This window comes from Mycobacterium sp. 1423905.2, from assembly GCF_001673155.1.
Lineage (GTDB): Bacteria > Actinomycetota > Actinomycetes > Mycobacteriales > Mycobacteriaceae > Mycobacterium.
Genome location: NZ_LZLE01000224.1, coordinates 17,274 through 38,882, shown reverse-complemented (window position 1 = coordinate 38,882; position 21,609 = coordinate 17,274). Strand labels below are relative to the sequence as shown.

21 protein-coding genes are annotated in these 21,609 nt (G+C 69.1%); 17 read left to right on the top strand and 4 right to left on the bottom strand.

Translation table 11 applies throughout. From position 1 onward, the window contains the following. Positions 1 to 887: putative zinc-binding metallopeptidase (locus A9W95_RS13905; RefSeq protein ID WP_067413512.1), on the top strand; the 887-nt coding region annotated here is incomplete at its 5' end. Here the strand turns inward: A9W95_RS13905 and A9W95_RS13900 are convergent. Both A9W95_RS13900 and A9W95_RS13895 read right to left on the bottom strand, forming a co-directional pair. Beyond that, positions 884 to 3,532 carry a circularly permuted type 2 ATP-grasp protein gene (locus A9W95_RS13900; RefSeq protein ID WP_371328067.1) on the bottom strand — a complete coding sequence of 883 codons (2,649 nt, stop codon included), beginning with the start codon at positions 3,530 to 3,532 and terminating at the stop codon, positions 884 to 886. The genes A9W95_RS13905 and A9W95_RS13900 overlap by 4 nt on opposite strands. A gap of 58 nt (positions 3,533 to 3,590) precedes the next feature. Beyond that, entirely contained in the window at positions 3,591 to 4,667 is a 1,077-nt protein-coding gene (locus A9W95_RS13895) for a hypothetical protein (protein WP_067413506.1), read from the bottom strand. Between the two features lie 135 nt (positions 4,668 to 4,802). Here A9W95_RS13895 and A9W95_RS13890 point away from each other — a divergent pair, with 135 nt between their 5' ends. Further along, positions 4,803 to 6,170 carry a replication-associated recombination protein A gene (locus A9W95_RS13890; RefSeq protein WP_067413503.1) on the top strand — a complete coding sequence of 456 codons (1,368 nt, stop codon included), beginning with the start codon at positions 4,803 to 4,805 and terminating at the stop codon, positions 6,168 to 6,170. Between the two features lie 99 nt (positions 6,171 to 6,269). Here A9W95_RS13890 and A9W95_RS13885 read toward each other — a convergent pair whose 3' ends face one another. Beyond that, positions 6,270 to 6,893 carry a hypothetical protein gene (locus tag A9W95_RS13885; RefSeq protein ID WP_067413499.1) on the bottom strand — a complete coding sequence of 208 codons (624 nt, stop codon included), beginning with the start codon at positions 6,891 to 6,893 and terminating at the stop codon, positions 6,270 to 6,272. A 165-nt stretch (positions 6,894 to 7,058) separates the two neighbouring features. Here A9W95_RS13885 and A9W95_RS13880 point away from each other — a divergent pair, with 165 nt between their 5' ends. The 10 genes from A9W95_RS13880 to aroQ all read left to right on the top strand — a co-directional run bounded on the left by A9W95_RS13880 (position 7,059) and on the right by aroQ (position 16,541). After that, complete coding sequence (locus A9W95_RS13880; RefSeq protein ID WP_172826616.1) at positions 7,059 to 7,448, top strand: secondary thiamine-phosphate synthase enzyme YjbQ; 390 nt, start codon at positions 7,059 to 7,061, stop codon at positions 7,446 to 7,448. An 89-nt stretch (positions 7,449 to 7,537) separates the two neighbouring features. Then, positions 7,538 to 10,246 carry an alanine--tRNA ligase gene (alaS, locus tag A9W95_RS13875; protein ID WP_067413493.1) on the top strand — a complete coding sequence of 903 codons (2,709 nt, stop codon included), beginning with the start codon at positions 7,538 to 7,540 and terminating at the stop codon, positions 10,244 to 10,246. Beyond that, positions 10,247 to 10,768: a Holliday junction resolvase RuvX gene (ruvX, locus tag A9W95_RS13870; protein ID WP_067413490.1), complete on the top strand. Its 522-nt coding sequence runs from the start codon at positions 10,247 to 10,249 to the stop codon at positions 10,766 to 10,768. Then, the gene (gene mltG, locus A9W95_RS13865) at positions 10,761 to 12,011 is read left to right on the top strand and encodes an endolytic transglycosylase MltG (protein ID WP_067413487.1); all 1,251 of its coding nucleotides are present in this window, start codon (positions 10,761 to 10,763) and stop codon (positions 12,009 to 12,011) included. The genes ruvX and mltG overlap by 8 nt, the downstream gene beginning before the upstream one ends. Further along, the gene (locus tag A9W95_RS13860; protein WP_156746195.1) at positions 11,998 to 12,804 is read left to right on the top strand and encodes a shikimate dehydrogenase; all 807 of its coding nucleotides are present in this window, start codon (positions 11,998 to 12,000) and stop codon (positions 12,802 to 12,804) included. The genes mltG and A9W95_RS13860 overlap by 14 nt, the downstream gene beginning before the upstream one ends. An 11-nt stretch (positions 12,805 to 12,815) precedes the next feature. After that, positions 12,816 to 13,244 (top strand): A24 family peptidase, encoded by a 429-nt coding sequence (locus A9W95_RS13855; RefSeq protein WP_067413481.1) that lies wholly within the window; start codon positions 12,816 to 12,818, stop codon positions 13,242 to 13,244. Positions 13,245 to 13,264: 20 nt separating this feature from the next. Next, the gene (aroC, locus tag A9W95_RS13850; RefSeq protein ID WP_067413517.1) at positions 13,265 to 14,479 is read left to right on the top strand and encodes a chorismate synthase; all 1,215 of its coding nucleotides are present in this window, start codon (positions 13,265 to 13,267) and stop codon (positions 14,477 to 14,479) included. Positions 14,480 to 14,485: 6 nt separating this feature from the next. Next, positions 14,486 to 15,028 carry a shikimate kinase gene (locus A9W95_RS13845; RefSeq protein WP_067413478.1) on the top strand — a complete coding sequence of 181 codons (543 nt, stop codon included), beginning with the start codon at positions 14,486 to 14,488 and terminating at the stop codon, positions 15,026 to 15,028. Beyond that, entirely contained in the window at positions 15,025 to 16,113 is a 1,089-nt protein-coding gene (aroB, locus tag A9W95_RS13840; RefSeq protein ID WP_067413476.1) for a 3-dehydroquinate synthase, read from the top strand. Before A9W95_RS13845 ends, aroB begins: the two co-directional genes overlap by 4 nt. After that, complete coding sequence (gene aroQ, locus A9W95_RS13835) at positions 16,101 to 16,541, top strand: type II 3-dehydroquinate dehydratase (RefSeq protein ID WP_067413473.1); 441 nt, start codon at positions 16,101 to 16,103, stop codon at positions 16,539 to 16,541. Before aroB ends, aroQ begins: the two co-directional genes overlap by 13 nt. On the opposite strand, the gene A9W95_RS13830 is transcribed toward aroQ, so the two are convergent. Next, the gene (locus A9W95_RS13830; protein WP_067413471.1) at positions 16,534 to 17,340 is read right to left on the bottom strand and encodes a B-4DMT family transporter; all 807 of its coding nucleotides are present in this window, start codon (positions 17,338 to 17,340) and stop codon (positions 16,534 to 16,536) included. The genes aroQ and A9W95_RS13830 overlap by 8 nt on opposite strands. 33 nt (positions 17,341 to 17,373) lie before the next feature. Between A9W95_RS13830 and A9W95_RS13825 the strand changes: the two genes are divergently transcribed. Genes A9W95_RS13825 through A9W95_RS13805 form a run of 5 tightly spaced genes read left to right on the top strand, consistent with a single transcriptional unit; the run spans position 17,374 to position 21,556 of the window. After that, complete coding sequence (locus A9W95_RS13825) at positions 17,374 to 18,483, top strand: Xaa-Pro peptidase family protein (protein ID WP_067413468.1); 1,110 nt, start codon at positions 17,374 to 17,376, stop codon at positions 18,481 to 18,483. A gap of 14 nt (positions 18,484 to 18,497) precedes the next feature. Further along, positions 18,498 to 19,061: an elongation factor P gene (gene efp / locus A9W95_RS13820; protein ID WP_067413465.1), complete on the top strand. Its 564-nt coding sequence runs from the start codon at positions 18,498 to 18,500 to the stop codon at positions 19,059 to 19,061. 2 nt (positions 19,062 to 19,063) lie between these two features. Then, entirely contained in the window at positions 19,064 to 19,564 is a 501-nt protein-coding gene (gene nusB, locus A9W95_RS13815) for a transcription antitermination factor NusB (RefSeq protein ID WP_067413463.1), read from the top strand. After that, complete coding sequence (locus tag A9W95_RS13810) at positions 19,561 to 19,968, top strand: antitermination protein NusB (RefSeq protein ID WP_067413460.1); 408 nt, start codon at positions 19,561 to 19,563, stop codon at positions 19,966 to 19,968. Before nusB ends, A9W95_RS13810 begins: the two co-directional genes overlap by 4 nt. Positions 19,969 to 20,020: 52 nt before the next feature. Then, positions 20,021 to 21,556, top strand: coding sequence for a CdaR family transcriptional regulator (locus A9W95_RS13805; RefSeq protein WP_067413457.1), 1,536 nt, complete (start codon positions 20,021 to 20,023; stop codon positions 21,554 to 21,556). Positions 21,557 to 21,609 lie beyond the last annotated feature (53 nt).

The following is a 21,609-nucleotide window of genomic DNA, read 5'->3' as shown; positions in this document are numbered from 1 at the left end:
CGAACCTGTATCTCGCGGAATGCAATTGGCTGGTGCCCAAGGGGCAGCCCGGCGGATTGTGCGTGTCGTGCGCGCTGACCTCGGAACGGCCCAACGATGCCGACACGGTGGGTCTGGCGGAATTCGCCCGCGCCGAGGCGGCCAAACGCCGGCTGATCGCCGAACTGCACGAGTTGAAGCTGCCGATCATCGGACGCAACGAAGACCCGGACTACGGGTTGGCGTTCCGGCTGTTGTCCAGCGCGCACGAGAAAGTGATGACCGGCCACCAAAACGGCGTGATCACTCTGGATTTGGCCGAGGGCGACGACGTGCACCGCGAGCAACTACGGGTGGAGATGGACGAGCCGTACCGCACCCTGCTCGGCCACTTCCGCCACGAAATCGGTCATTACTACTACTACCGGCTGGTCAGCCCGTCGAGTGAGTACGTGGCGCGGTTCAACGAACTGTTCGGCGACCACGAGTCCGACTACCAGGCGGCGCTGGACCGGCACTACAGCGAGGGCCCGCCGGAGCATTGGCAGGATAACTTCGTCTCGTCGTATGCGACCATGCATCCGGCCGAGGATTGGGCGGAAACTTTCGCGCACTATTTGCACATTCGCGACGCCTTGGACACCTCGGCGTGGTGTGGGCTGGCGCCGGCGTCGGCGACTTTTGATCGTCCGTTGTTGGGGCCCAGCGCTTTTCAGACCATCATCGACCTGTGGTTGCCGTTGTCCTGGTCGCTGAACATGGTGAACCGCTCGATGGGGCATGACGACCTGTATCCGTTCGTGCTGCCGGCCGCGGTGCTGGAGAAGATGCAGTTCATCTACACCGTCATCGACGAAGTCACGTCGCAGGCCCGCGGCCCGGCCGCCCCGGAAGCGGCCGCCAGCTAGGCCGGCATCACCCGCCGCTCGTCAGGCCCCCACAGCGGCTGCATGCCGCCGGGCAGGGCCAGCTGGGTGGCGGTGATGACGTCGGCCAGGTCGCGCAGCGCGTTGTGGATGCCGGTGAGCAGATCCGTCAGCTCCGCGCGCTGCCCGTGCTCGCTGACCTCTTCGAGTTCGGCGGGGTCGAACCGGCGTAGCCACGTGCTGACCTCTTCGGCCAACCGTTCGGCGCGGGAGGAACCCGACGAGCCGGGCAGGCCACGCAGGCCGGCGCGCAGCCGCTCCAGCTGGTAGACCAGCGACCGCGGATTCTGCGCGTCGAAGAGCATCAGCTCGGTCACCGCGGCCACGCTGACCAGGCCCAGCGTGCGACGGCGGTAGGTGACCGACGACTCACATGCCACCAGGGTCGACTCGGTGATGGATTGCTCTGCGGCCGGGCCGCGCACCGTGGTCAGGGTGTCGCGCAGCAACGCCGTCAGCCACAGCCCGCGCTCGATACGTTTGCCGATGTCCATCATCGTCCAGCCGACGTCCTGGATCATCGACTCGCTGGCCACCCCGGACAGCGTCAGCATTCCCGCGAGCGTCTGAGCCTGGGCGGAGGCGAGCAGGGCGTCGGCCTCGCCCAGCGACTCGGGCGGATCCGGCTGGTGGGCCAACGCCCGTTCCACTCCCGCCAGCACCATCCAGGTGTCGTTGGACAGCTGGTCGCGCACCGCCCGTGCGGCCAGCGCCAGCCCTTCCACCGACTGGGCCAGTGAGCCGGGCCGGTCCGGGTCCATCGTCATCGACCACAGGGTCGAGGGGACGACGGCGATCATCTCCGCCGCGTCGTGCTCGGCCACCAAATCGGTCCCGGTGATGCGGCCCAACGCGTACATCAGGACGGGCACGCACTCACTGTCTTCGGCGTCCGGGTGATGGCGGAAGACGTGGTAGCGCTCACGGGTGACGGTCAACAGGCGGGCCATATTCTCCGCGCGCTCGCCGTAGCGGCCCATCCAGAACAGGTCGGAAAGCACCCGCGGCGAGCTGACCCCTGACGTGCCGACGCCGGCCTTCACCGGCAGCGCCACCGCCGGCAGCGTCACCGTCTCGACGATCGCGCGTTCCGTCGGGCGTACCCAAACATCCTTGGCCGCAACGGTGTTCAACGTGTATGCGGCAGACCCCGGCGCCAGGACGTAGCCCAGACCGCCGATCATCGGGGCATACCCGCCGCGTTGGGCGACCGTGAACAGTCGCATGCCGACGCCGGCCGACGACAACACACCGGCATGGTCGGTGGGCGCTGAGGAGAACGTCGGCAGCTCCTGGCCCACCCAGCCCCACGGTTGGGCTTCGATACGCGCTGCCAGCTGGGCGCGTTGAGCCGACGAAAGAGCCGGCCCGACAAGGGTTTCCCCGCCGGCGGTGGGCTTGAGCAACAACGAGGACAGGTTGGCCAATAGATGCGAACGCTCTTCCGAGATGCCGCCCCAGTAGACGGGGGCGGCGGTCAGCAGCGGCTCTTCGCCCAACAACCGCTCGGCCAGCGCGGGCAAAAACCGCAGCAGCCCCGGGCTTTCCAGGATGCCGCTGCCCAGCGTGTTGACCACGGTCACCGTGCCGCGGTGTTGGGCCTCGACCAGACCGACCACCCCGAGCCGCGAATCCGCGCGTAAATCCAGCGGATCGGCGTAGGCGGCGTCCACTCGGCGCAGCACGACGTCCACCCGCTTGAGTGTGCCCAGCGAGCGCATCCAGAGCTTGCCGTCGCGCACCACCAGATCCGCGCTCTCGACCAGCGGGAAACCCAGCAGCGAGGCGAGATACGCCTGGTCGAACGCGGTTTCGGAGAAGATGCCCGGACTGAGCACGACGACGACGGGATCTTGCGCCACATCGGGGGCCGCGTCGATCAGCGCCAGCCGCAACGCCTGGGCGAACGGCGAATTGGGGCGCGGGCCAATCCGTTCGTAAAGGTCGGGGACCGCGTGCGCGATGACCCGGCGATCGGCCAACGCGTACCCGGCGCCCGACGGCGCCTGAGTCCAGTCGGCGTTGACCTGAAAGCGGCCGCCCGGCACCCGGCTGACGTCACAGGCGTGCAGGAACAGTTGGTGATGACCGGGCACCTTGATGCCGTTGACGGCGCGCACATAACCGGGATGAGCGAACACCAACTGTGGCGGCAGTAACCCTTCGACGAGTAACTGGCGCGGCCCGTACAGGTCGGCGAGAACGGCGTCGAGTAGCCGGGAACGCTGCACCAATCCGGCTTCCAGCACGTCCCAGTCGGCCGCGGAGATGACCACCGGCAAGCTGTCCAGGCTCCACGGCCGCGGCTCCAGGCCAAGACCGGACGCGTGAGGCGCAACCTCGGTGTAGGTGATGCCGTCGTGGTCGACCAGGCCGTCAACCACCGACCGCAACAGATCCAGCCCGGACCGGCCGCGCTCGGCGATCGCGTCGGCGACCTCCCCCCACGCCGGCCGCACCTTGCCGTCGGAGTCGATGAACTCGTCGTAGGTGCTGCCCGGTCCGTCCCGCAGGTCGAACAACGCCTCCTGGGCGCGGCCCGCGCGATAGCCGGCCAGCAGGCGATCGGCGTCGTAACCATCGGTTCCACCGGCCGAGGAGTGCTGCAGCACACCACCGCTGGTCATAACCGCTGATCCCATCACAGAACCCGGCGGCGTGCAGCGCCGAACTTCGGCGCGCGGACTAGGCGAACTGCCCGCCCTGCGGGGGGCCGGACGGGTAACCGCCGGGCGCGCCCTGCTGTTGGTTCAGCTCGACGACCTGGCCGCCGGTCAGCTTGCGATAGGTGTAGGTCTGCACCAGCGAGGCGATCGGAATACCGGCCAGCAGGCCGACGTAGCACAGCAACTGGCCGATCAGCACCGCCGCGTACTGCACCAGCCACGACAACAGGCTGCTGCCGACGTTGGCCCGCACCGTCGCGATGCTGGCCTTGATCGAGTCGACCGGCGAGGTGCGCTTGTCGATCGCGAACAAGATGGCGAACTGGGCCAGGAACGCGAAGATCAGGCCGGGGATGATGCACAGCACGTACCCGATCGCCACGCCCACCAGGGAGAGCAGTGCGGTAAGAATCACCGAGCCCACGTTGCGCGGCTTGAAGAAGGTGCCGATGCTCACCGGTCGTCCGTCGGCGACGTCCAGGCTGGCCGTCGCGAGCCCAGCCTGCATGTACAGCGCGAGGAACGCCAGGGCGAGGGAGCCCAGGAACAACACGATGCCGCCGGCGGGGGTGAGGCTGGAGTTCACCGCTTCACTGGTGCCGCCGTATTCGTTGGTGTAACTCGTGGTGGTGGTGTCCGACAGGCCGAAGCCCAGCCCGAACGTCACACCGCCGAGGATGCCCAGCCCGATGATGTAGAGCAGCACCGGGACGACGAACGCGGCGATGTTCTGAGTGAACCGGTTCCACGCCCAACTGACGGCATCGCCGACGCTGAACGGCTGCTGGCTGCCGTATCCACCCGGCTGCGGGTAACCGCCGGGCTGACCGCCGCCAGGCTGGCCGCCGGGTTGGCCGTAGCTGGGCGGTGGGGGCGGCGGGGGACTGTAGCCCGGAGGCGAGTAGCCGCCTTGGGGTTGGCCATAGCCGGATTGCTGCGGCGGCGCACCGTAGCTGGGTGGTTGCGCGCCGTAACCGGGCGGTGGTGGCGGCGGGGCGCCGTAGCCGGGAGGCGGGGGAGGCGGATAGCCCGAAGGGCTGTGACTTCCGCCCTGAGGGTCTGCCGGATTACCTGGATACTCTGGTGGCTGGCTCATTGCCCCGTCCTAATTTGCTGGTAGTTCGGTAGGCGCGCGGAACTTAGCAATGCGGAACTTAGCAAATAAGCGTCCGCGACGCCCGCATTGCGCTCGCCTGATTTTCGGTCGCGTCCGCCTGGCGGCTGGCGTGGTATGCCTGAAGCCGTGTCCGACGGTCTGTTCGACCTTCCCGGCGCACCGGCGCGCTCCGATGCCGACGCTCGCCTGAGCGTGCCGGCCGGCGCGCCGCTGGCGGTGCGGATGCGTCCGGCGACGCTGGACGAAGTGGTGGGGCAGGACCACTTGCTGGCAGCCGGGTCGCCGCTGCGTCGCCTGGTCGAGGGTTCCGGCGTGGCTTCGGCCATTCTGTACGGCCCGCCGGGAAGCGGTAAGACGACGCTGGCGGCGCTGGTCTCGCAGGCCACGGGCCGCCGGTTCGAGGCACTGTCGGCGTTGTCGGCCGGCGTCAAGGACGTCCGGGCGGTGATCGACGGGGCTCGCCGGGCACTGCTGCACGGCGAGCAGACGGTGCTGTTCATCGACGAGGTGCACCGGTTCTCCAAGACTCAGCAGGACGCCTTGCTGTCTGCGGTGGAAAACCGGGTGGTGTTGCTGGTGGCGGCGACGACGGAGAACCCGTCGTTCTCGGTGGTGGCGCCGCTGCTGTCGCGGTCGCTGATCCTGCAGTTGCGGCCGTTGACCGCCGACGACATCCGCACGGTGGTGCAGCGGGCGATCGACGACGAGCGGGGCCTGGGCGGTCAGGTAGAGGTGGCACCCGAGGCGATCGACTTGATGGTGCAGTTGGCCGCGGGTGACGCCCGCCGCGCGCTGACCGCGCTGGAGGTTGCCGCCGAGGCGGCCCAAGCGGCCGGTCAGCCGGTCACCGTCGAGACCGTCGAACAGTCGCTGGACAAGGCGGCGGTCCGCTACGACCGCGACGGCGACCAGCACTACGACGTCATCAGCGCCTTCATCAAGTCGGTCCGCGGCTCCGACGTCGACGCCGCGTTGCATTATCTGGCTCGCATGCTGGTGGCGGGGGAGGACCCGCGCTTCATCGCCCGCCGGCTGATGATCCTGGCCAGCGAGGACGTCGGGATGGCCGATTCGAATGCGTTGCAGGTGGCCGTCGCGGCCGCGCAGACCGTGGCGCTGATCGGCATGCCCGAAGCCCAGCTGACGCTGGCGCACGCGACGGTCTATCTGGCCACCGCGCCGAAATCCAACGCCGTCACCACGGCGCTGGGCGCGGCGATGAGCGACGTCAGAGCCGGCAAGGCGGGCCTGGTGCCGGCCCATCTGCGCGACGGGCACTATTCCGGTGCGGCGGCGCTCGGCCACGCGCAAGGCTACAAATACTCCCATGACGACCCCGACGGCGTTGTGGCACAACAGTATCCGCCGGAGGAGTTGGTCGGTGTGGACTACTATCTGCCCACCGGTCGCGGTAGCGAACGCGAGCTGGTCGGCCGGCTGGACCGGTTGCGCGCAATCATTCGCAAACGGGGACGGTCGTGAGGGCGCCGGCCGAGTCGGCATCGCTACTTAGCGTCATGCCAGCGTGGCGGCCGCAGGCCGCCGTCACCCCAGCGTGACGCTCGACGTCAAGGCGGCTCGCTAGACCAGCTCCGGCACCCGCAAGTGAGCGATCGCCAACTCGAACTCGGCCACGTCGAGCACCTCGGCGCCCAAGTCGCGCACCCGCCGGCTGCGCAGCTCGGATGCCCGGTCCCGGTTGCGGGCCATCGCGTCCATGCTGTCGAAGGTCGAGCACGACACCGCGCGCCGGCTCGCCGGGTGGTCGACCATCAGGCTGGCGCTGCAGAACCCCTCGAGCTGCTCCATCTCGGGCAAAACCGCGGTGCGGTAGAAGTCCAGCGAGCGACTGAGCTGGTCAGGCACCACTTTGAGCCAGGTGGCCCGCACGCACGCGCCTTCGCGCGACCGGTGATCGCGGTGCACCGATGCGATCTCCCATTCCTCGACCCGCGAGCTGCCATCGAACATCAGCCCGGCGCGGTCGCGGATCGGCGCCACCTGCTCGGCGCTGGCTCGCATCGCCTCCAAGGTCTGCCAGGCGCTGGTCGCGATGCAGGTCCCGTTTTGCCGATCGACCAACAGCGACACCCCGATGCATCCGTCGATCTCCTGCAGGGCCGGCATGACGGCATCGCGGACATGCGCGATCCCGATGTCGACCGACAAGGGTTGCGCCTGAATGGTGGTGGATCGTGCGTACACGGTTGGCTCCCTCCACTGTCGGGGCAGCGCCCCGGTGGCGCCACCGGTCCCACCAGATACCTTCCTCCTGACCGTTGCCCGCCGCAATGGCCAGATGTGGTCGCGGTCACAAACGATTGGCTGGCTGTAGCCGTTGCGCCGTAGGCTGGTCGAATGCAGACGGACGTGCTGGAAGTGGACACATCGCGTCGCCGAATCGTGGATCTCACCGATGCGGTGCGCAGGTTCTGCTTCAGCTACGGCGACGGTTTGTGCAACGTGTTCGTCCCGCACGCCACGGCCGGGGTCGCGATCATCGAAACCGGTGCCGGCTCCGACGACGACTTGGTGGACACGTTGGAGCGGCTGCTGCCGCGCGACGACCGTTACCGGCATGCGCACGGCTCCCCGGGCCACGGCGCTGACCATGTGCTCCCAGCGATCGTGTCGCCGTCGGTGACGGTGCCGGTCTCCCACGGTGAGCCGATGCTGGGCACCTGGCAAAGCGTCGTTCTGGTCGACCTCAACCGAGACAATCCGCAGCGCTCGGTGCGGTTGAGCTTTATGGAAGGCTAGGGAGCCGAAATCGGTCTCTGACAGCCGTCGCCCTAACCGGCGAATAGGCTGGCAGGTGACTCAACCGAGCAAACAAGAAAGCGGAGACAGTGCAAACACACGAGATCAGGAAGCGGTTCCTTGATCATTTCGTGAAGGCCGGCCACACCGAGGTGCCCAGCGCGTCGGTGATCCTCGACGACCCCAACTTGTTGTTCGTCAACGCCGGCATGGTCCAGTTCGTGCCGTTCTTCCTGGGCCAGCGCACTCCGCCCTACGCGACGGCCACCAGCATCCAAAAGTGCATCCGCACTCCGGATATCGACGAAGTCGGCATCACCACCCGGCACAACACGTTCTTCCAGATGGCCGGCAACTTCTCGTTCGGCGACTACTTCAAGCGGGGCGCCATCGAGCTGGCCTGGTCATTGCTGACCAACAGTGTCGACGCCGGGGGATACGGGCTTGACCCGGAAAAGCTCTGGGCCACAGTGTATCTCGATGATGACGAGGCCGCGGAACTGTGGCGGGAGATTGCCGGTCTGCCGGCCGAGCGGATTCAGCGCCGCGGCATGGCCGACAACTACTGGTCGATGGGCATCCCCGGGCCGTGCGGACCGTCGTCGGAGATCTACTACGACCGCGGGCCCGAGTACGGCCCCGGTGGCGGTCCGATCGTCAACGAGGACCGCTACCTCGAAGTGTGGAACCTCGTGTTCATGCAGAACGAGCGCGGCGAGGGAACGTCGAAAGAGGACTACGAGATCCTCGGACCGTTGCCGCGCAAGAACATCGACACCGGCATGGGCGTCGAGCGGATCGCACTGGTCCTCCAAGGCGTGCACAACGTCTACGAGACCGACCTGCTGCGGCCGGTGATCGACACCGTCGCCGCCCGCGCACCACGCCCCTACGACGCTCCTGGTCCAGAAGGCAACCACGACGACGACGTGCGCTACCGCATCATCGCCGACCACAGCCGCACCGCGGCAATCCTGATCGGTGACGGCGTCAGCCCCGGCAATGACGGCCGCGGTTACGTGTTGCGCCGCCTGCTGCGCCGAGTGGTGCGCTCGGCCAAACTGCTGGGCATCGACACTCCGATCGTCGGTGACTTGATGCTCAGCGTGCGCGATTCGATGGGCCCGTCCTACCCCGAACTGGTCAGCGACTTCGAGCGGATCAACCGCATCGCGGTCGCCGAAGAGACGGCGTTCAACCGCACCCTGGCGTCGGGCTCCAGGCTGTTCGAAGAGGTGGCCGGCGCCACCAAATCTTCTGGCGCCCCAATGGTTTCCGGTTCGGACGCGTTCACCTTGCACGACACCTACGGTTTCCCCATCGAGTTGACTCTGGAGATGGCCTCCGAGGCCGGCCTGGGCGTCGACGAGGCCGGATTCCGCGAACTGATGGCCGAGCAGCGCCGCCGCGCCAAGGCCGACGCGGCCGCGCGCAAGCATGCGCACGCCGACCTGACCGCCTACCGGGAACTGGTCGACGCCGGCCCCACGGAGTTCACCGGGTTCGATGAATTGGACTCCGACGCAACGGTTCTGGGGATATTCGTGGACGGCAAGCGGGTGCCGGTCGTCTCCCACGCCGACGGCGTGAACGCCAATCGGGTGGAACTGGTGCTGGACCGCACCCCGCTCTACGCCGAATCGGGCGGTCAGATCGCCGACATCGGCTCGATCAGCGGAACCGGCGCCGGCGGTAGCGCCAGAGCGGCCGTCACCGATGTGCAGAAGATCGCCAAAACGCTGTACGTGCACCGCGTCAACGTCGAGTCCGGCGAGTTCGTCGAAGGCGACAGCGTGATCGCCGCGGTCGACCCCAGTTGGCGCAAGGGCGCCACCCAGGGGCATTCCGGCACCCATATGGTGCACGCTGCGTTGCGACAGGTATTGGGCCCCAATGCAGTTCAGGCGGGCTCCCTGAACCGGCCGGGCTACCTGCGGTTCGACTTCAACTGGCAGGGGCCGTTGAGCGAAGACCAGCGCACCCAGATCGAAGAGGTGACCAACGAGGCGGTGCAAGCCGACTTCGAGGTGCACACCTTCCTCGAGCAGCTCGACAAAGCCAAGGCCATGGGCGCGATGGCGCTGTTCGGTGAGAGCTACCCCGAGCAGGTGCGGGTGGTCGAGATCGGCGGTCCGTTCTCGTTGGAGCTGTGCGGCGGCACGCACGTGCACAACTCGGCGCAGATCGGCCCGGTGACCATCCTGGGTGAGTCCTCGATCGGCTCCGGGGTGCGCCGCGTGGAGGCCTACGTCGGGCTGGAGTCGTTCCGGCACCTGGCCAAGGAACGCGCGTTGATGGCCGGGCTGGCGTCGTCGTTGAAGGTGCCCTCGGAAGAGGTGCCGGCGCGGGTGGCAACTCTGGTGGAGCGGCTCAAGGCCGCCGAGAAGGAACTCGAGCGGGCCCGGCTGGCCAGCGCCCGCGCGGCCGCCACCAACGCCGCCGCCGGTGCCGAGCGCATCGGCAATGTGCGGCTGGTGGCCCAGCGCATGTCGGCCGGAATGAGCGCGGCCGACCTGCGGTCGCTGGTCGGCGACATCCGCGGCAAGCTCGGCAGCGACCCGGCCGTGGTGGCGCTTATCGCCGAAGGCGAGAGCCAGACCGTGCCGTACGCGGTGGCCGCCAACTCCGCTGCCCAAGACCTCGGGCTGCGCGCCAACGATCTGGTCAAACAACTCGCCGTGGCGGTCGAAGGCCGCGGCGGCGGCAAGGCCGACCTGGCCCAAGGGTCCGGGAAGAATCCGACCGGCATCGACGCCGCACTGGACGCGGTACGCGCGGAGATCGCACGGGTCGGCTGAGTGGATTCGCAGCAACACCGTCCACCCGACCGGCCTGGCGACCAGGACCCCGGGCGGGGACGACGCCTCGGCATCGACGTGGGCAGTGTGCGTATCGGCGTGGCCAGTAGCGACCCGGACGGCATTCTCGCCACCCCGGTGGAGACGGTGCGTCGGGAGCGATCCGGCCGGCATCTGCGCCGGCTGGCCGCCCTCACCGCCGAATACGAGGCGGTCGAGGTGATCGTCGGGCTGCCGCGCACGCTGGCCGACCGCACCGGCGCGTCGGCCCGCGACGCGATCGAGGTGGCCGAGGCGCTGGCCCGGCGGATCGCGCCCACGCCGGTGCGGCTGGCCGACGAGCGGCTCACCACGGTCAGCGCGCAGCGATCACTGCGCGAGGCCGGGGTGCGCTCACGCGACCAGCGGTCAGTGATCGACCAGGCGGCTGCGGTGGCGATCCTGCAGGGGTGGTTGGATCAACGTCGCAAGGTGGTGACCGATCGGGCGAACTCGGGGGCTGGGGAAGGTGTCGATGGCTGACGAGGACCACCGTCGTCACCGGGCCGAGCCCGTGGCGGTGGAACCCACCCGGCACCGCAGAACCCGCGCCGACCGCCGCAAGCGGGCCGAGCGGACCCGGCGGCGCCGGCGCATTCTCGGCGGCATCGGGCTCAGCCTTCTGGTGGTCGTCGTGGTGGCCGGCGTCTTCCTCGGCTCCAAGCTGTGGCGGGTGCTGTCGGGCGCCGACGACGACTACACCGGCAACGGCAAGCGCGACGTCGTCATCCAGATCCAGTCCGGTGACTCGACGACGGCGGTGGGCGAGACCCTACTTAACCGCGGGGTGGTGCGCACCGTGCGGGCATTCGTCGACGCCGCGCACGGCAACGCCGCGATCTCCTCGATCCAGCCCGGTTTCTACCGCATGCGCACCGAGATACCGGCGGCCAACGCCGTGGCCCGGTTGGCTGATCCGAAGAGCCGGGTCGGCAAGCTCGTCATTCCCGAAGGCCGCCAGCTCGACGACACCACCGACATGAAGAGCAACGTGGTCAACCCCGGGATCCTGACCCTGATCTCGCGGGCCACCTGCGTCAACCTCGACGGCAACCAGCGCTGCGTCTCGGTGGCGGACCTACGCACCGCGGCCGGCAAGAGCACCCCGGCGGCGCTGCAGGTGCCGCCCTGGGCGGTGGAGCCGGTCAACGAGCTGGGTGACGACCATCGCCGCATCGAAGGCTTGATCGCCCCGGGCACGTTCAACATCGATCCCTCCGCGTCGGCCGAAACGATCCTGGCCACGCTGATCAACGCCGGCGCCGTGGAGTACCTGAAGTCGGGTCTGGTCGACACCGCCAAGGCTCTGAGCCTGTCGCCCTACGACATTTTGGTGGTGGCCTCGCTGGTGCAGCAGGAAGCCAACGCCCAAGATTTCTCCAAGGTGGCGCAGGTCATCTACAACCGGCTGCACGAGCACCGCACCCTGGAATTCGACTCCACCGTCAATTACCCGCTGGACCGCCGCGAGGTGGCCACCAGCGACGGCGACCGGGCCCAGCGGACCCCGTGGAACACCTACATGGCCGAAGGCCTGCCGGCCACCGCCATCTGCTCACCGGGAGTCGACGCGCTGCATGCCGCTGAGCATCCCCAGCCGGGCGACTGGCTGTACTTCGTGACCATCGACTCGCAAGGGACAACGCTGTTCACCCGGGATTACCAACAGCACCTGGCCAACATCGAGCTGGCCAAACACAACGGTGTCCTCGATTCCACCCGGTAGAAAGGCAGCCGTCCTCGGCTCGCCGATCGCCCACTCCCGCTCTCCCCAGCTGCACCTGGCCGCCTACCGGGCGCTGGGCCTGCCCGAGTGGACCTACGAGCGCATCGAGTGCGACGCCGCGCAACTTCCCGGCGTCGTCGCCGCCTTCGGCCCGGAATGGGTCGGGGTGTCGGTCACCATGCCGGGCAAGTTCGCCGCCCTGCGCTGCGCCGACGAACGCACCGAGCGCGCCGAACTGGTGGGCTCGGCCAACACCCTGGTGCGCACACCGAACGGCTGGCGGGCCGACAACACCGACATCGACGGCGTCGCCGGCGCGCTCGGCCACGCGTCCGGGCGCGCGCTGGTGTGCGGATCGGGTGGCACCGCACCCGCGGCCGTCGCCGGGCTGGCCCAGTTGGGTGTCACGGAGATCACCGTGGTGGCGCGCAACCCCGACAAAGCCGCCCGCTTGCTGCACCTGGGCGCGCAACTGGGCGTCGCGACCCGCTTCACCAACCTGGACAGTCCCGGATTGACCGACGAGGTCGCCGCCGCGACCGCGCTGGTCAGCACCATCCCCGCCGAGGTGGCGGCCCGGTATGCCGCCACCTTCGCCGCCATCCCGGTGCTGTTGGACGCGATCTACGATCCCTGGCCCACCCCGCTGGCCGCCGCGGTGACCGCGGCCGGCGGCCGGGTCGTCAGTGGCCTGCAGATGCTGCTGCACCAGGCGTTCGCGCAGGTCGAGCAGTTCACCGGAATGCCGGCGCCGCGCGAGGCGATGACTTGCGCGCTGACCCAGCCGGATTAACCTGCCGCTGCATGCGGATTGCTGCGGGCGCGGCGGTGCTGGCCTGGTTGACGGTGTTGAGCTGGTGCGACTTCCGAAAGCGCCGGCTACCCAACGCACTGACCCTGCCCGGCGCCGGTCTGATTCTCGCGGTCGCGGCCGGCGCTGGTCATGGGCTGCCGGCGCTGGCCGGGGCCGTCGCCCTGACCGGGCTGTACCTGGCGGTGCATCTGGCCCTCCCGGCGGCAATGGGCGCCGGTGACGTCAAGCTGGCGATCGGTCTGGGTGCGCTCGGCGGCTGCTGCGGCGTCCAGGCGTGGTTCCTGGCCGCGCTGGCCGCGCCGCTGCTGACCGCGCTGTTCGGTCTGGCGGTGCTGCCGCGCGGCGTGCGGTCGGTGCCGCACGGTCCGTCGATGTGCCTGGCCACGGCTTGGGCGGCCGGGCCGGCCCTGCTGGGGTGAGCCCGTGGGAAGATGGTCGGGTGTTGCGCTGGATTACCGCCGGGGAATCGCACGGCCGCGCCTTGGTCGCCGTCGTCGAGGGCATGGTCGCCGGCGTGGCGGTCACCTCGACCGATATCGCCGATGAGCTGGCCCGCCGTCGGCTGGGCTACGGCCGCGGCGCGAGGATGAAATTCGAGCGCGACGCGGTGACGGTGCTCTCCGGGGTCCGTCACGGCACCACGCTGGGCGGGCCCATCGCCATTGAGATCGGCAACACCGAATGGCCGAAATGGGAGACCGTGATGGCCGCCGACCCCGTCGACCCGGCTGAGCTGGACAACATCGCGCGCAACGAACCGCTGACCCGGCCCCGGCCCGGCCACGCCGATTACGCGGGCATGCTCAAGTACGGCTTCGACGACGCCCGCCCGGTGTTGGAGCGGGCCAGCGCTCGCGAGACGGCGGCCCGCGTCGCGGCGGGAACGGTCGCCCGGGCGTTCCTGCGTCAGGCGCTCGGCGTCGAGGTGCTTTCCCACGTCATCTCCATCGGCGCGTCGGCACCCTACGAGGGCCCGCCGCCGCACGCCGAAGACTTGCCCGCCATCGACGCCAGCCCGGTGCGCGCCTACGACAAGGCCGCCGAGCAGGCCATGATCACCGAGATCGAAGCCGCGAAGAAGGACGGCGACACCCTGGGCGGCGTCGTCGAGGTGGTCGCGTTGGGCCTGCCGATCGGGCTGGGTTCGTTCACCAGCGGCGACAACCGCCTCGACAGCCAGTTGGCCGCCGCCGTGATGGGCATCCAGGCCATCAAGGGCGTCGAGATCGGGGACGGATTCGAAACCGCGCGCCGCCGCGGCAGCCGCGCCCACGACGAGATGTACCCCGGCCCCGACGGCGTCGTGCGGTCCACCAACCGGGCCGGCGGACTGGAAGGCGGTATGACCAACGGCCAGCCGCTGCGGGTGCGCGCGGCGATGAAACCCATCTCCACCGTCCCGCGCGCCCTGGCCACCGTCGACATGGCCACCGGCGACGAGGCCGTCGCCATCCACCAGCGCTCGGATGTGTGCGCGGTGCCCGCCGCCGGCGTCGTCGTCGAAACCATGGTGGCGCTGGTGCTGGCCCGTGCGGTCCTGGAAAAATTCGGCGGCGACTCGCTGGCCGAAACGCGCCGCAACATCGAGGCGTACCAGCGGACGGTGGCCGAACGGGAGGCGCCGGCCGCCCGGGCCCGGGTCAGCCAGGGGTAGCGGCCCATGGCACCTAAAGCGGTATTGATCGGACTGCCGGGCTCGGGGAAGTCGACCATCGGGCGCCGGCTGGCCAAGGCGCTCGGCGTCAGCATGCTCGACACCGACGCCGCCATCGAGCAGCGGACCGGACGCAGCATCGCCGATATCTTCGCCACCGACGGGGAAGCGGAGTTCCGGCGCATCGAGGAGGACGTGGTGCGCGCCGCGCTCGCCGAGCACGACGGGGTGCTGTCCCTGGGCGGTGGCGCGGTCACCAGCCCCGGCGTCTGCGCGGCGCTGGCCGGCCACACCGTGATCTACCTGGAAATCGGTGCGGCCGAAGGGGTTCGTCGCACCGGCGGCAGCGCCGTACGCCCGCTGCTGGCCGGACCCGATCGCGCCGAGAAGTACCGGGCGCTGATGGCCAAACGGGCGCCGCTGTACCGGCGCGTGGCCACCATGCGGGTCGACACCAACCGGCGCAACCCGGGGGCGGTGGTGCGCCACATCGTGTCGCGGCTGCAGTCCGCCGAGTCCGCCGCAACCGAGAACCAGGCAGCCACATGAGCGAACCGAACCCACCGGTCACCGTCGAGGTGGCCGTCGACCCGCCGTATCCGGTCGTCATCGGACGCGGCTTGCTCAACGAGTTGACACAACTGTTGTCCGACCGGCACAAGGTCGCCATCTTGCACCAGCCTGTGCTGGCCCAGACCGCCGAGGCGATCCGCAGCCACCTGGCCGACCGGGGCGTCGACGCTCACCGCATCGAGATTCCCGACGCCGAAGCCGGCAAGGACCTGCCGGTCGTCGGCTTCATCTGGGACGTGTTGGGCCGCATTGGGATTGGTCGCAAAGACGCCCTGGTCAGCCTGGGCGGTGGGGCGGCCACCGACGTCGCCGGGTTCGCGGCCGCGACCTGGCTGCGCGGCGTGGACATCGTGCACGTGCCTACCACGCTGCTGGCGATGGTGGACGCCGCCGTCGGCGGCAAGACCGGCATCAACACCGATGCCGGCAAGAACCTGGTCGGCGCGTTCCACCAGCCGCTGGCCGTGCTGGTCGACCTGGCGACGCTGGAAACGTTGCCACACAACGAGATCGCCGCGGGCATGGCCGAAGTGGTCAAAGCGGGATTCATCGCCGACCCGGTCATCCTCGACCTCATCGAAACCGACCCGCAGGCCGCCCTGGACCCCAAGGGCGAGGTGCTGCCCGAGCTGATTCGCCGGGCCATCGCCGTCAAGGCGGAGGTCGTCGCGGCCGACGAAAAAGAATCCGAGCTGCGCGAGATCCTCAATTATGGGCACACTTTGGGCCACGCGATCGAGCGCCGCGAGCGCTACCAGTGGCGGCACGGCGCCGCGGTCTCGGTCGGCTTGGTTTTCGCCGCGGAACTGGCCCGGTTGACCGGACGGCTCGACGACGCCACCGCGCAGCGCCACCGCACCGTCCTTACCTCGCTGGGGCTACCGGTCAGCTACGACCCCGATGCGCTGCCGCAACTGCTGGAATACATGGCCGGCGACAAGAAAAGCCGCGCCGGCGTGCTGCGGTTCGTGGTGCTCGACGGATTGGCGAAACCGGGACGCTTGGTGGGACCGGACCCGGGGCTGCTGGTGACCGCCTATGCCGGGGTGTGCGCCCCGTGACCGTGCACGTGATCAATGGCCCCAACCTGGGGCGGCTGGGCCGGCGCGAGCCGGAGGTCTACGGCAGCACCACCCATGCCGACCTGGTCGCCCTCATCGAGCGGGAAGCCGCCGAGCTGGGGCTCGAAGTCGTTGTGCGGCAAAGTGATAGCGAAGGCCAACTGCTGGAATGGGTTCATGCCGCCGCCGACGCGCGAGAACCGGTGATCCTCAACGCCGGCGGTCTGACGCACACGTCGGTGGCGTTGCGTGACGCCTGCGCGGAGCTGAGCGCTCCGCTGATCGAGGTGCACATCTCCAACGTGCACGCGCGCGAGGAGTTCCGGCGCCATTCCTACTTGAGCCCCATCGCGACCGGGGTGATCGTCGGGTTCGGCGTCCAAGGCTACTTGCTGGCCCTGCGGTACCTGGCCGCTAACGCTACTTAGCGTCGCCCCGCTTGGTGTGATCGTCGGTGCGGATCACCTCGGTGGGGGCGTCGTCCTTGTGATGGGTCGAGATCGTCTCGGTGCGCGCGTCGCGGTCGCCGGTGGAGATGGTTTCGGTGCGCGCGTCGCGGTCGCCGGTGTTGATCGTCTCGGTGCGCGCGTCGTGGTCCCTGGTGCGGATCGTCTCGGTCGGGGCTTCGTGTCCGCCCGACCGCTCGGCTGTGGCCACTGACGAGGTCCGCTCCTCGGTCTTGCCGCCGTCGCCTACGGGAATCTCACCGGTGGGGCTGTCGTCGCCGCGCACGGCGGTGAACACGTCGGTATCGGCTCGGTCCTCGCTCTTGCGGCGGTGCTCCTCGTCGTGCTTCTCCGGCGGGGGAGCCTTGCGGTCCACCCGCCAGCGGCCGACGGCCACCCCGAGGATGCCAAAGATGAAGACCAGCAGCGCAGTGAACGCCGCGAAGGTGGTCAGCTCGTTGAACAACCCGCCGGTGTAGATGCCTTTGTAGAACAGGGCGATGATCCAGCAGATCAGGCCGCTGACGACACCCGCCACCAGGCCGGCCAGCAGCCAGTTCATGGCCAGGTCCGCGCGGCGGTCCGGGTCGGGGTTGGCTTTGGCGTCGGCGCGGCCGTCCCGGAATCCCCACACCACCGCGCCCGTCGCGAACAGCAGCAACATGACGATGCTGATCAGCCCCGACTGCGTTTGCCAGGCGTTGATCAGCGCCCCCTGGAACAGGCGAAGAACGGTCATCACGGCGGCAAAGGCTAAACCTCGCACCATCCAGTTGCTCATGGGCCATCAGCGTAGCGAGTACCGTCAAGGGGTGTGACACATTCCCAGCGTCGTGACAATCTCAGAGCCCAAATCGTTGCCAACGGACTAGACGCGATGCTGGTCACGAACCTGATAAATGTGCGATACCTATCCGGTTTCAGTGGCTCCAACGGCGCGTTGCTGGTGTTTGCCGACGACCGGGAAGCCGTGCTGTCCACCGACGGCCGCTACCGCACGCAGGCGGCGCACCAGGCGCCCGACCTCGAAGTGGCCATCGAGCGGGCCGTCGGACGTTACCTGGCCGGCCGCGCCGCCACCGACGGCGTGGCCAAGCTCGGCTTCGAGTCGCACGTGGTGACGGTCGACGGCCTGGACGCGTTGACCGGCGCGGTCACCGAACACGGCACCGAGCTGGTGCGTGCCTCGGGCATCGTGGAAGGGCTGCGCGAGATCAAAGACGCCGGCGAGCTGGCGTTGCTGCGGCTGGCCTGCGAGGCCGCCGACGCCGCGCTGACCGACTTGGTGGAACGCGGCGGGCTGCGGCCGGGCCGCACCGAACGTGAGGTCGCCCGTGAGCTAGAGGCGCTGATGCTCGACCACGGCGCCGAGGCGGTGTCGTTCGAGACCATCGTGGCCGCCGGCCCCAATTCGGCGATACCGCATCACCGGCCCACCGACGCGGTCCTCACGGCCGGCGACTTCGTCAAGATCGACTTCGGCGCCCTGGTCGCCGGTTACCACTCCGACATGACGCGCACCTTCGTGCTCGGGTCGGCCGCCGACTGGCAGCTCGAGATCTACCAGCTGGTGTGCGATGCGCAACGCGCCGGGCGGGAGGCGCTGCGGGCCGGCATCGAATTGCGGGAGGTCGACGCCGCGGCGCGTCAGCTCATCGCCGACGCCGGCTACGGCGACCACTTCGGTCACGGGCTGGGCCACGGCGTGGGCCTGGAGATCCACGAAGCACCCGGCATCGGCGCGACGTCCGCCGGTACACTTCTTGCGGGCTCCGTGGTAACTGTGGAGCCCGGTGTTTATCTGCCCGGCCGCGGCGGTGTCCGCATCGAGGACACCTTGGGCGTGCCCAACGGCGCTTCAGAGACCGCCGGGCAGACCCCGGAATTGCTGACCCGGTTCCCCAAGGAACTGGCCATCTTGTAGGAGATTTACCGATCGTGGCGAGCACTGCTGACTTCAAGAACGGACTTGTCCTGGTGATTGACGGCCAGCTGTGGCAGATCACGGAGTTTCAGCACGTCAAGCCCGGCAAGGGGCCGGCCTTCGTGCGCACCAAGCTCAAAAACGTGCTGTCCGGCAAGGTGGTCGACAAGACCTACAACGCCGGAGTGAAGGTGGACACCGCCACCGTCGACCGGCGCGACGCCACCTATCTGTACCGCGACGGCTCGGACTTCGTGTTCATGGACAGCGAGGACTATGAGCAGCACCCGCTGCCGGAGTCGCTAGTCGGCGACGCCGCCCGATTCCTGCTGGAAGGCCTGCCGGTCCAAATCGCCTTCCACAACGGCGCACCGCTGTACCTGGAGTTGCCGGTCACCGTGGAGCTCGAGGTGACCCACACCGAGCCAGGCCTGCAGGGCGACCGGTCCAGCGCGGGCACCAAGCCGGCCACCTTGGAGACCGGCGCCCAGATCCAGGTGCCGCTGTTTATCAACACCGGCGACAAGCTCAAGGTCGACTCGCGTGACGGCAGCTACCTGGGTCGGGTCAACGCCTGACGATGCCGGACGGACGCAAGCAACCTCACGAGAAGCCGGCCAGACCGGTCCGAGGCCGCCATCAGGCGCGCAAGGGAGCCGTCGACCTGCTGTTCGAAGCCGAGGCCCGCGGCATGACCCCGGCCGAAATCGTCGAGTCCCGCACCGCGCTGGCCGCAGCCAAACCCGAAGTGGCGCCGCTGCATCCGTACACGGCCACGGCGACCCGCGGCGTCGGGGAACACGCCGCCCACATCGACGACCTGATCACTTCCCACCTACAGGGCTGGACGCTGGACCGGCTGCCCGCCGTCGATCGCGCCATCCTGCGCGTCGCGGTGTGGGAGTTGCTGCACGCCGACGACGTGCCGGAGCCGGTCGCCGTCGATGAAGCCGTCGAACTGGCCAAAGAGTTGTCCACCGACGACTCACCCGGCTTCGTCAACGGGGTGCTGGGCCAGGTCATGCTCGTCACGCCGCAGATCCGGGCGGCCGCACAAGCGGTGCGTGGCCGCCCGTCATGACGCGGCTGGAGCTGCGCGTCGTCGTCGCCGCATGGCTGGCCGCGACGGTGGTGATCGGCGCCGTCGTGTGCGCCGCCTACGACTGGTCCATCGCGTCGTCGGTGCTGGCGATCTACGCCCTCGGGGTGGGCGCCTGGCTGTATCACTCGATCGAGCGCCTGGTCTTGGCCCGCCGCATCAGCACGGTGCGCACCGCGGCCAAGCCCCTGCAGCCGTTGCTTCCGGTGATGGCCGCGATCATGGGCTTGACGCAGGCCGTGGTGCGGTCGATCAGCGATGTGTCCGAATTGCCTTCGCGGCGTTGGGAGTTCCCTCAACTGCCGGTGTTGCGGTGGGTGGAAAACCCGCTGGGCATCCGCAACCACAAGCGCGCCGTCGACTCCGACGATCAATTGGATGGTTGACCGGGAGCTCGCCTAACTACGCTGGTTGAACAGTCGGCAGTGGGAGCGGCTCGTGATCACCTTGGACCGCCTGGTGAACGTGCTCGGTGGCTACGGCGTCCGGCTGCGCAATTCGTCGCTGTCCCGGTCGACCGAGCTGCGCAGCGTGGTGATTCACGAGACCGCCGTGGAGCGGCCCCCGGTGGGCGACGTGCTGCTCGCCGTCGGCGCGGGTTCGGTCTCCGAAGCGGTCGGGTGGGCGGCCGCGGCCCGGGCCGTGGTGGTGTTGACCCGCGGCGAGGACCAGCCGCTGACGCTGGACGGCGAAGCCGCCGCGGTGCTGGTGCTGGACCGGTCGGCCTCGTGGAGCGAGGTGGCGGCAGTGGTCTACGGGTTGGTGCTCGAGGGCCGCGAAACCGAATCCGGGCGTGGCCCGACCGACCTGTTCGCGCTGGCCGACAGCCTGGCCGAAGCCACCGGCGGTGCGGTGACCATCGAAGACCAGCTGCTGCGGGTATTGGCATATTCCCAACCGCAGCAGCAGGCCGACCCGGCCCGCGTGGCGACCATCCTGGCCCGCCAGACGCCCGAGCAGCTCCGCGCGGCGCTGGACGCGCACGGGGTGTTCGCCCACCTGGCGGCCTCCGACGATCCGCTGTACGTGCCTGCCGACGACGAACACGGCCTGACCGGGCGGATGGTGGTGGCAGTCCGTTCCGGCCGGGAGCTGCTCGGCTCGGTCTGGGTGGCCTGTGCGACCGCGCTGGACGGTGCCCAGCGCGACGCGTTGACGGACGGCGCCCGCACGGTGGCCCTGCACCTGCTGCGATCGCGGGCCAGCGCGGACCTGGAACGCCAAGTCGAATCGGAACTGGTGATCCAGCTGCTGGAGGGCACCATCGACGCCGCGACCGTGGCCAGCAGGCTGGGGTTGGCGCGGAGGGCGCTGCGGGTGATCGCGGTCCAGGCCGTCGTCGGGACCGACCGGGACGCCGGGCTGCTGACGGCGTTCGAGCGTGCCACCACCGGGTTCGGTTGGTCGCGGCCGGGCCGCAGTGCGTTGGCGGGCAACACCGTCTACACCGTGCTACCCGGCGAGGACGCGGAAACGGCACGGCGCTGGTTCACCGCATTGCGGGCGGCCCTACCCGAGCGGGCGCGGCTGTCGGCCGGTATCAGCGGCCCGGCCGAAGTGGCTGACCTGGTGGCGGCCCGCCAAGAGGCCGACGAATGCCTGGCGTTGCATGAGCCGTCGGCGCAGCACCTCATCCCACCGGCCTACGACGAATCCTGGGACGACATCCTGTTGCAGCGGTTACGCACCGCCGCGCGCTCGGGCCGGTCGCCGCAGCGGGGGCCGTTGGCGGAGTTGCGCCGCCACGACCGCGCGCACTCCACCGACTACGTGGCCACCCTGCGCGCCTGGCTGGAAGCTCAAGGCGACCTGGCCCAGGCCGGGGAGCGGCTGGGTGTGCACGAGAACACCGTGCGCTACCGGCTACGCAAGATGGCCGAGATCACCACCCTGTCTCTCGACGACGCCAAGAAGCGATTGGCCATGACGATCGAATTGGCCGCCACCGGCGCGGACGACGAGTCCGCGCTGTAGCGATCCGACAAATCGCCGGGTCCGCGTTGTCCGACTGGGGCAAACCCTTGAGC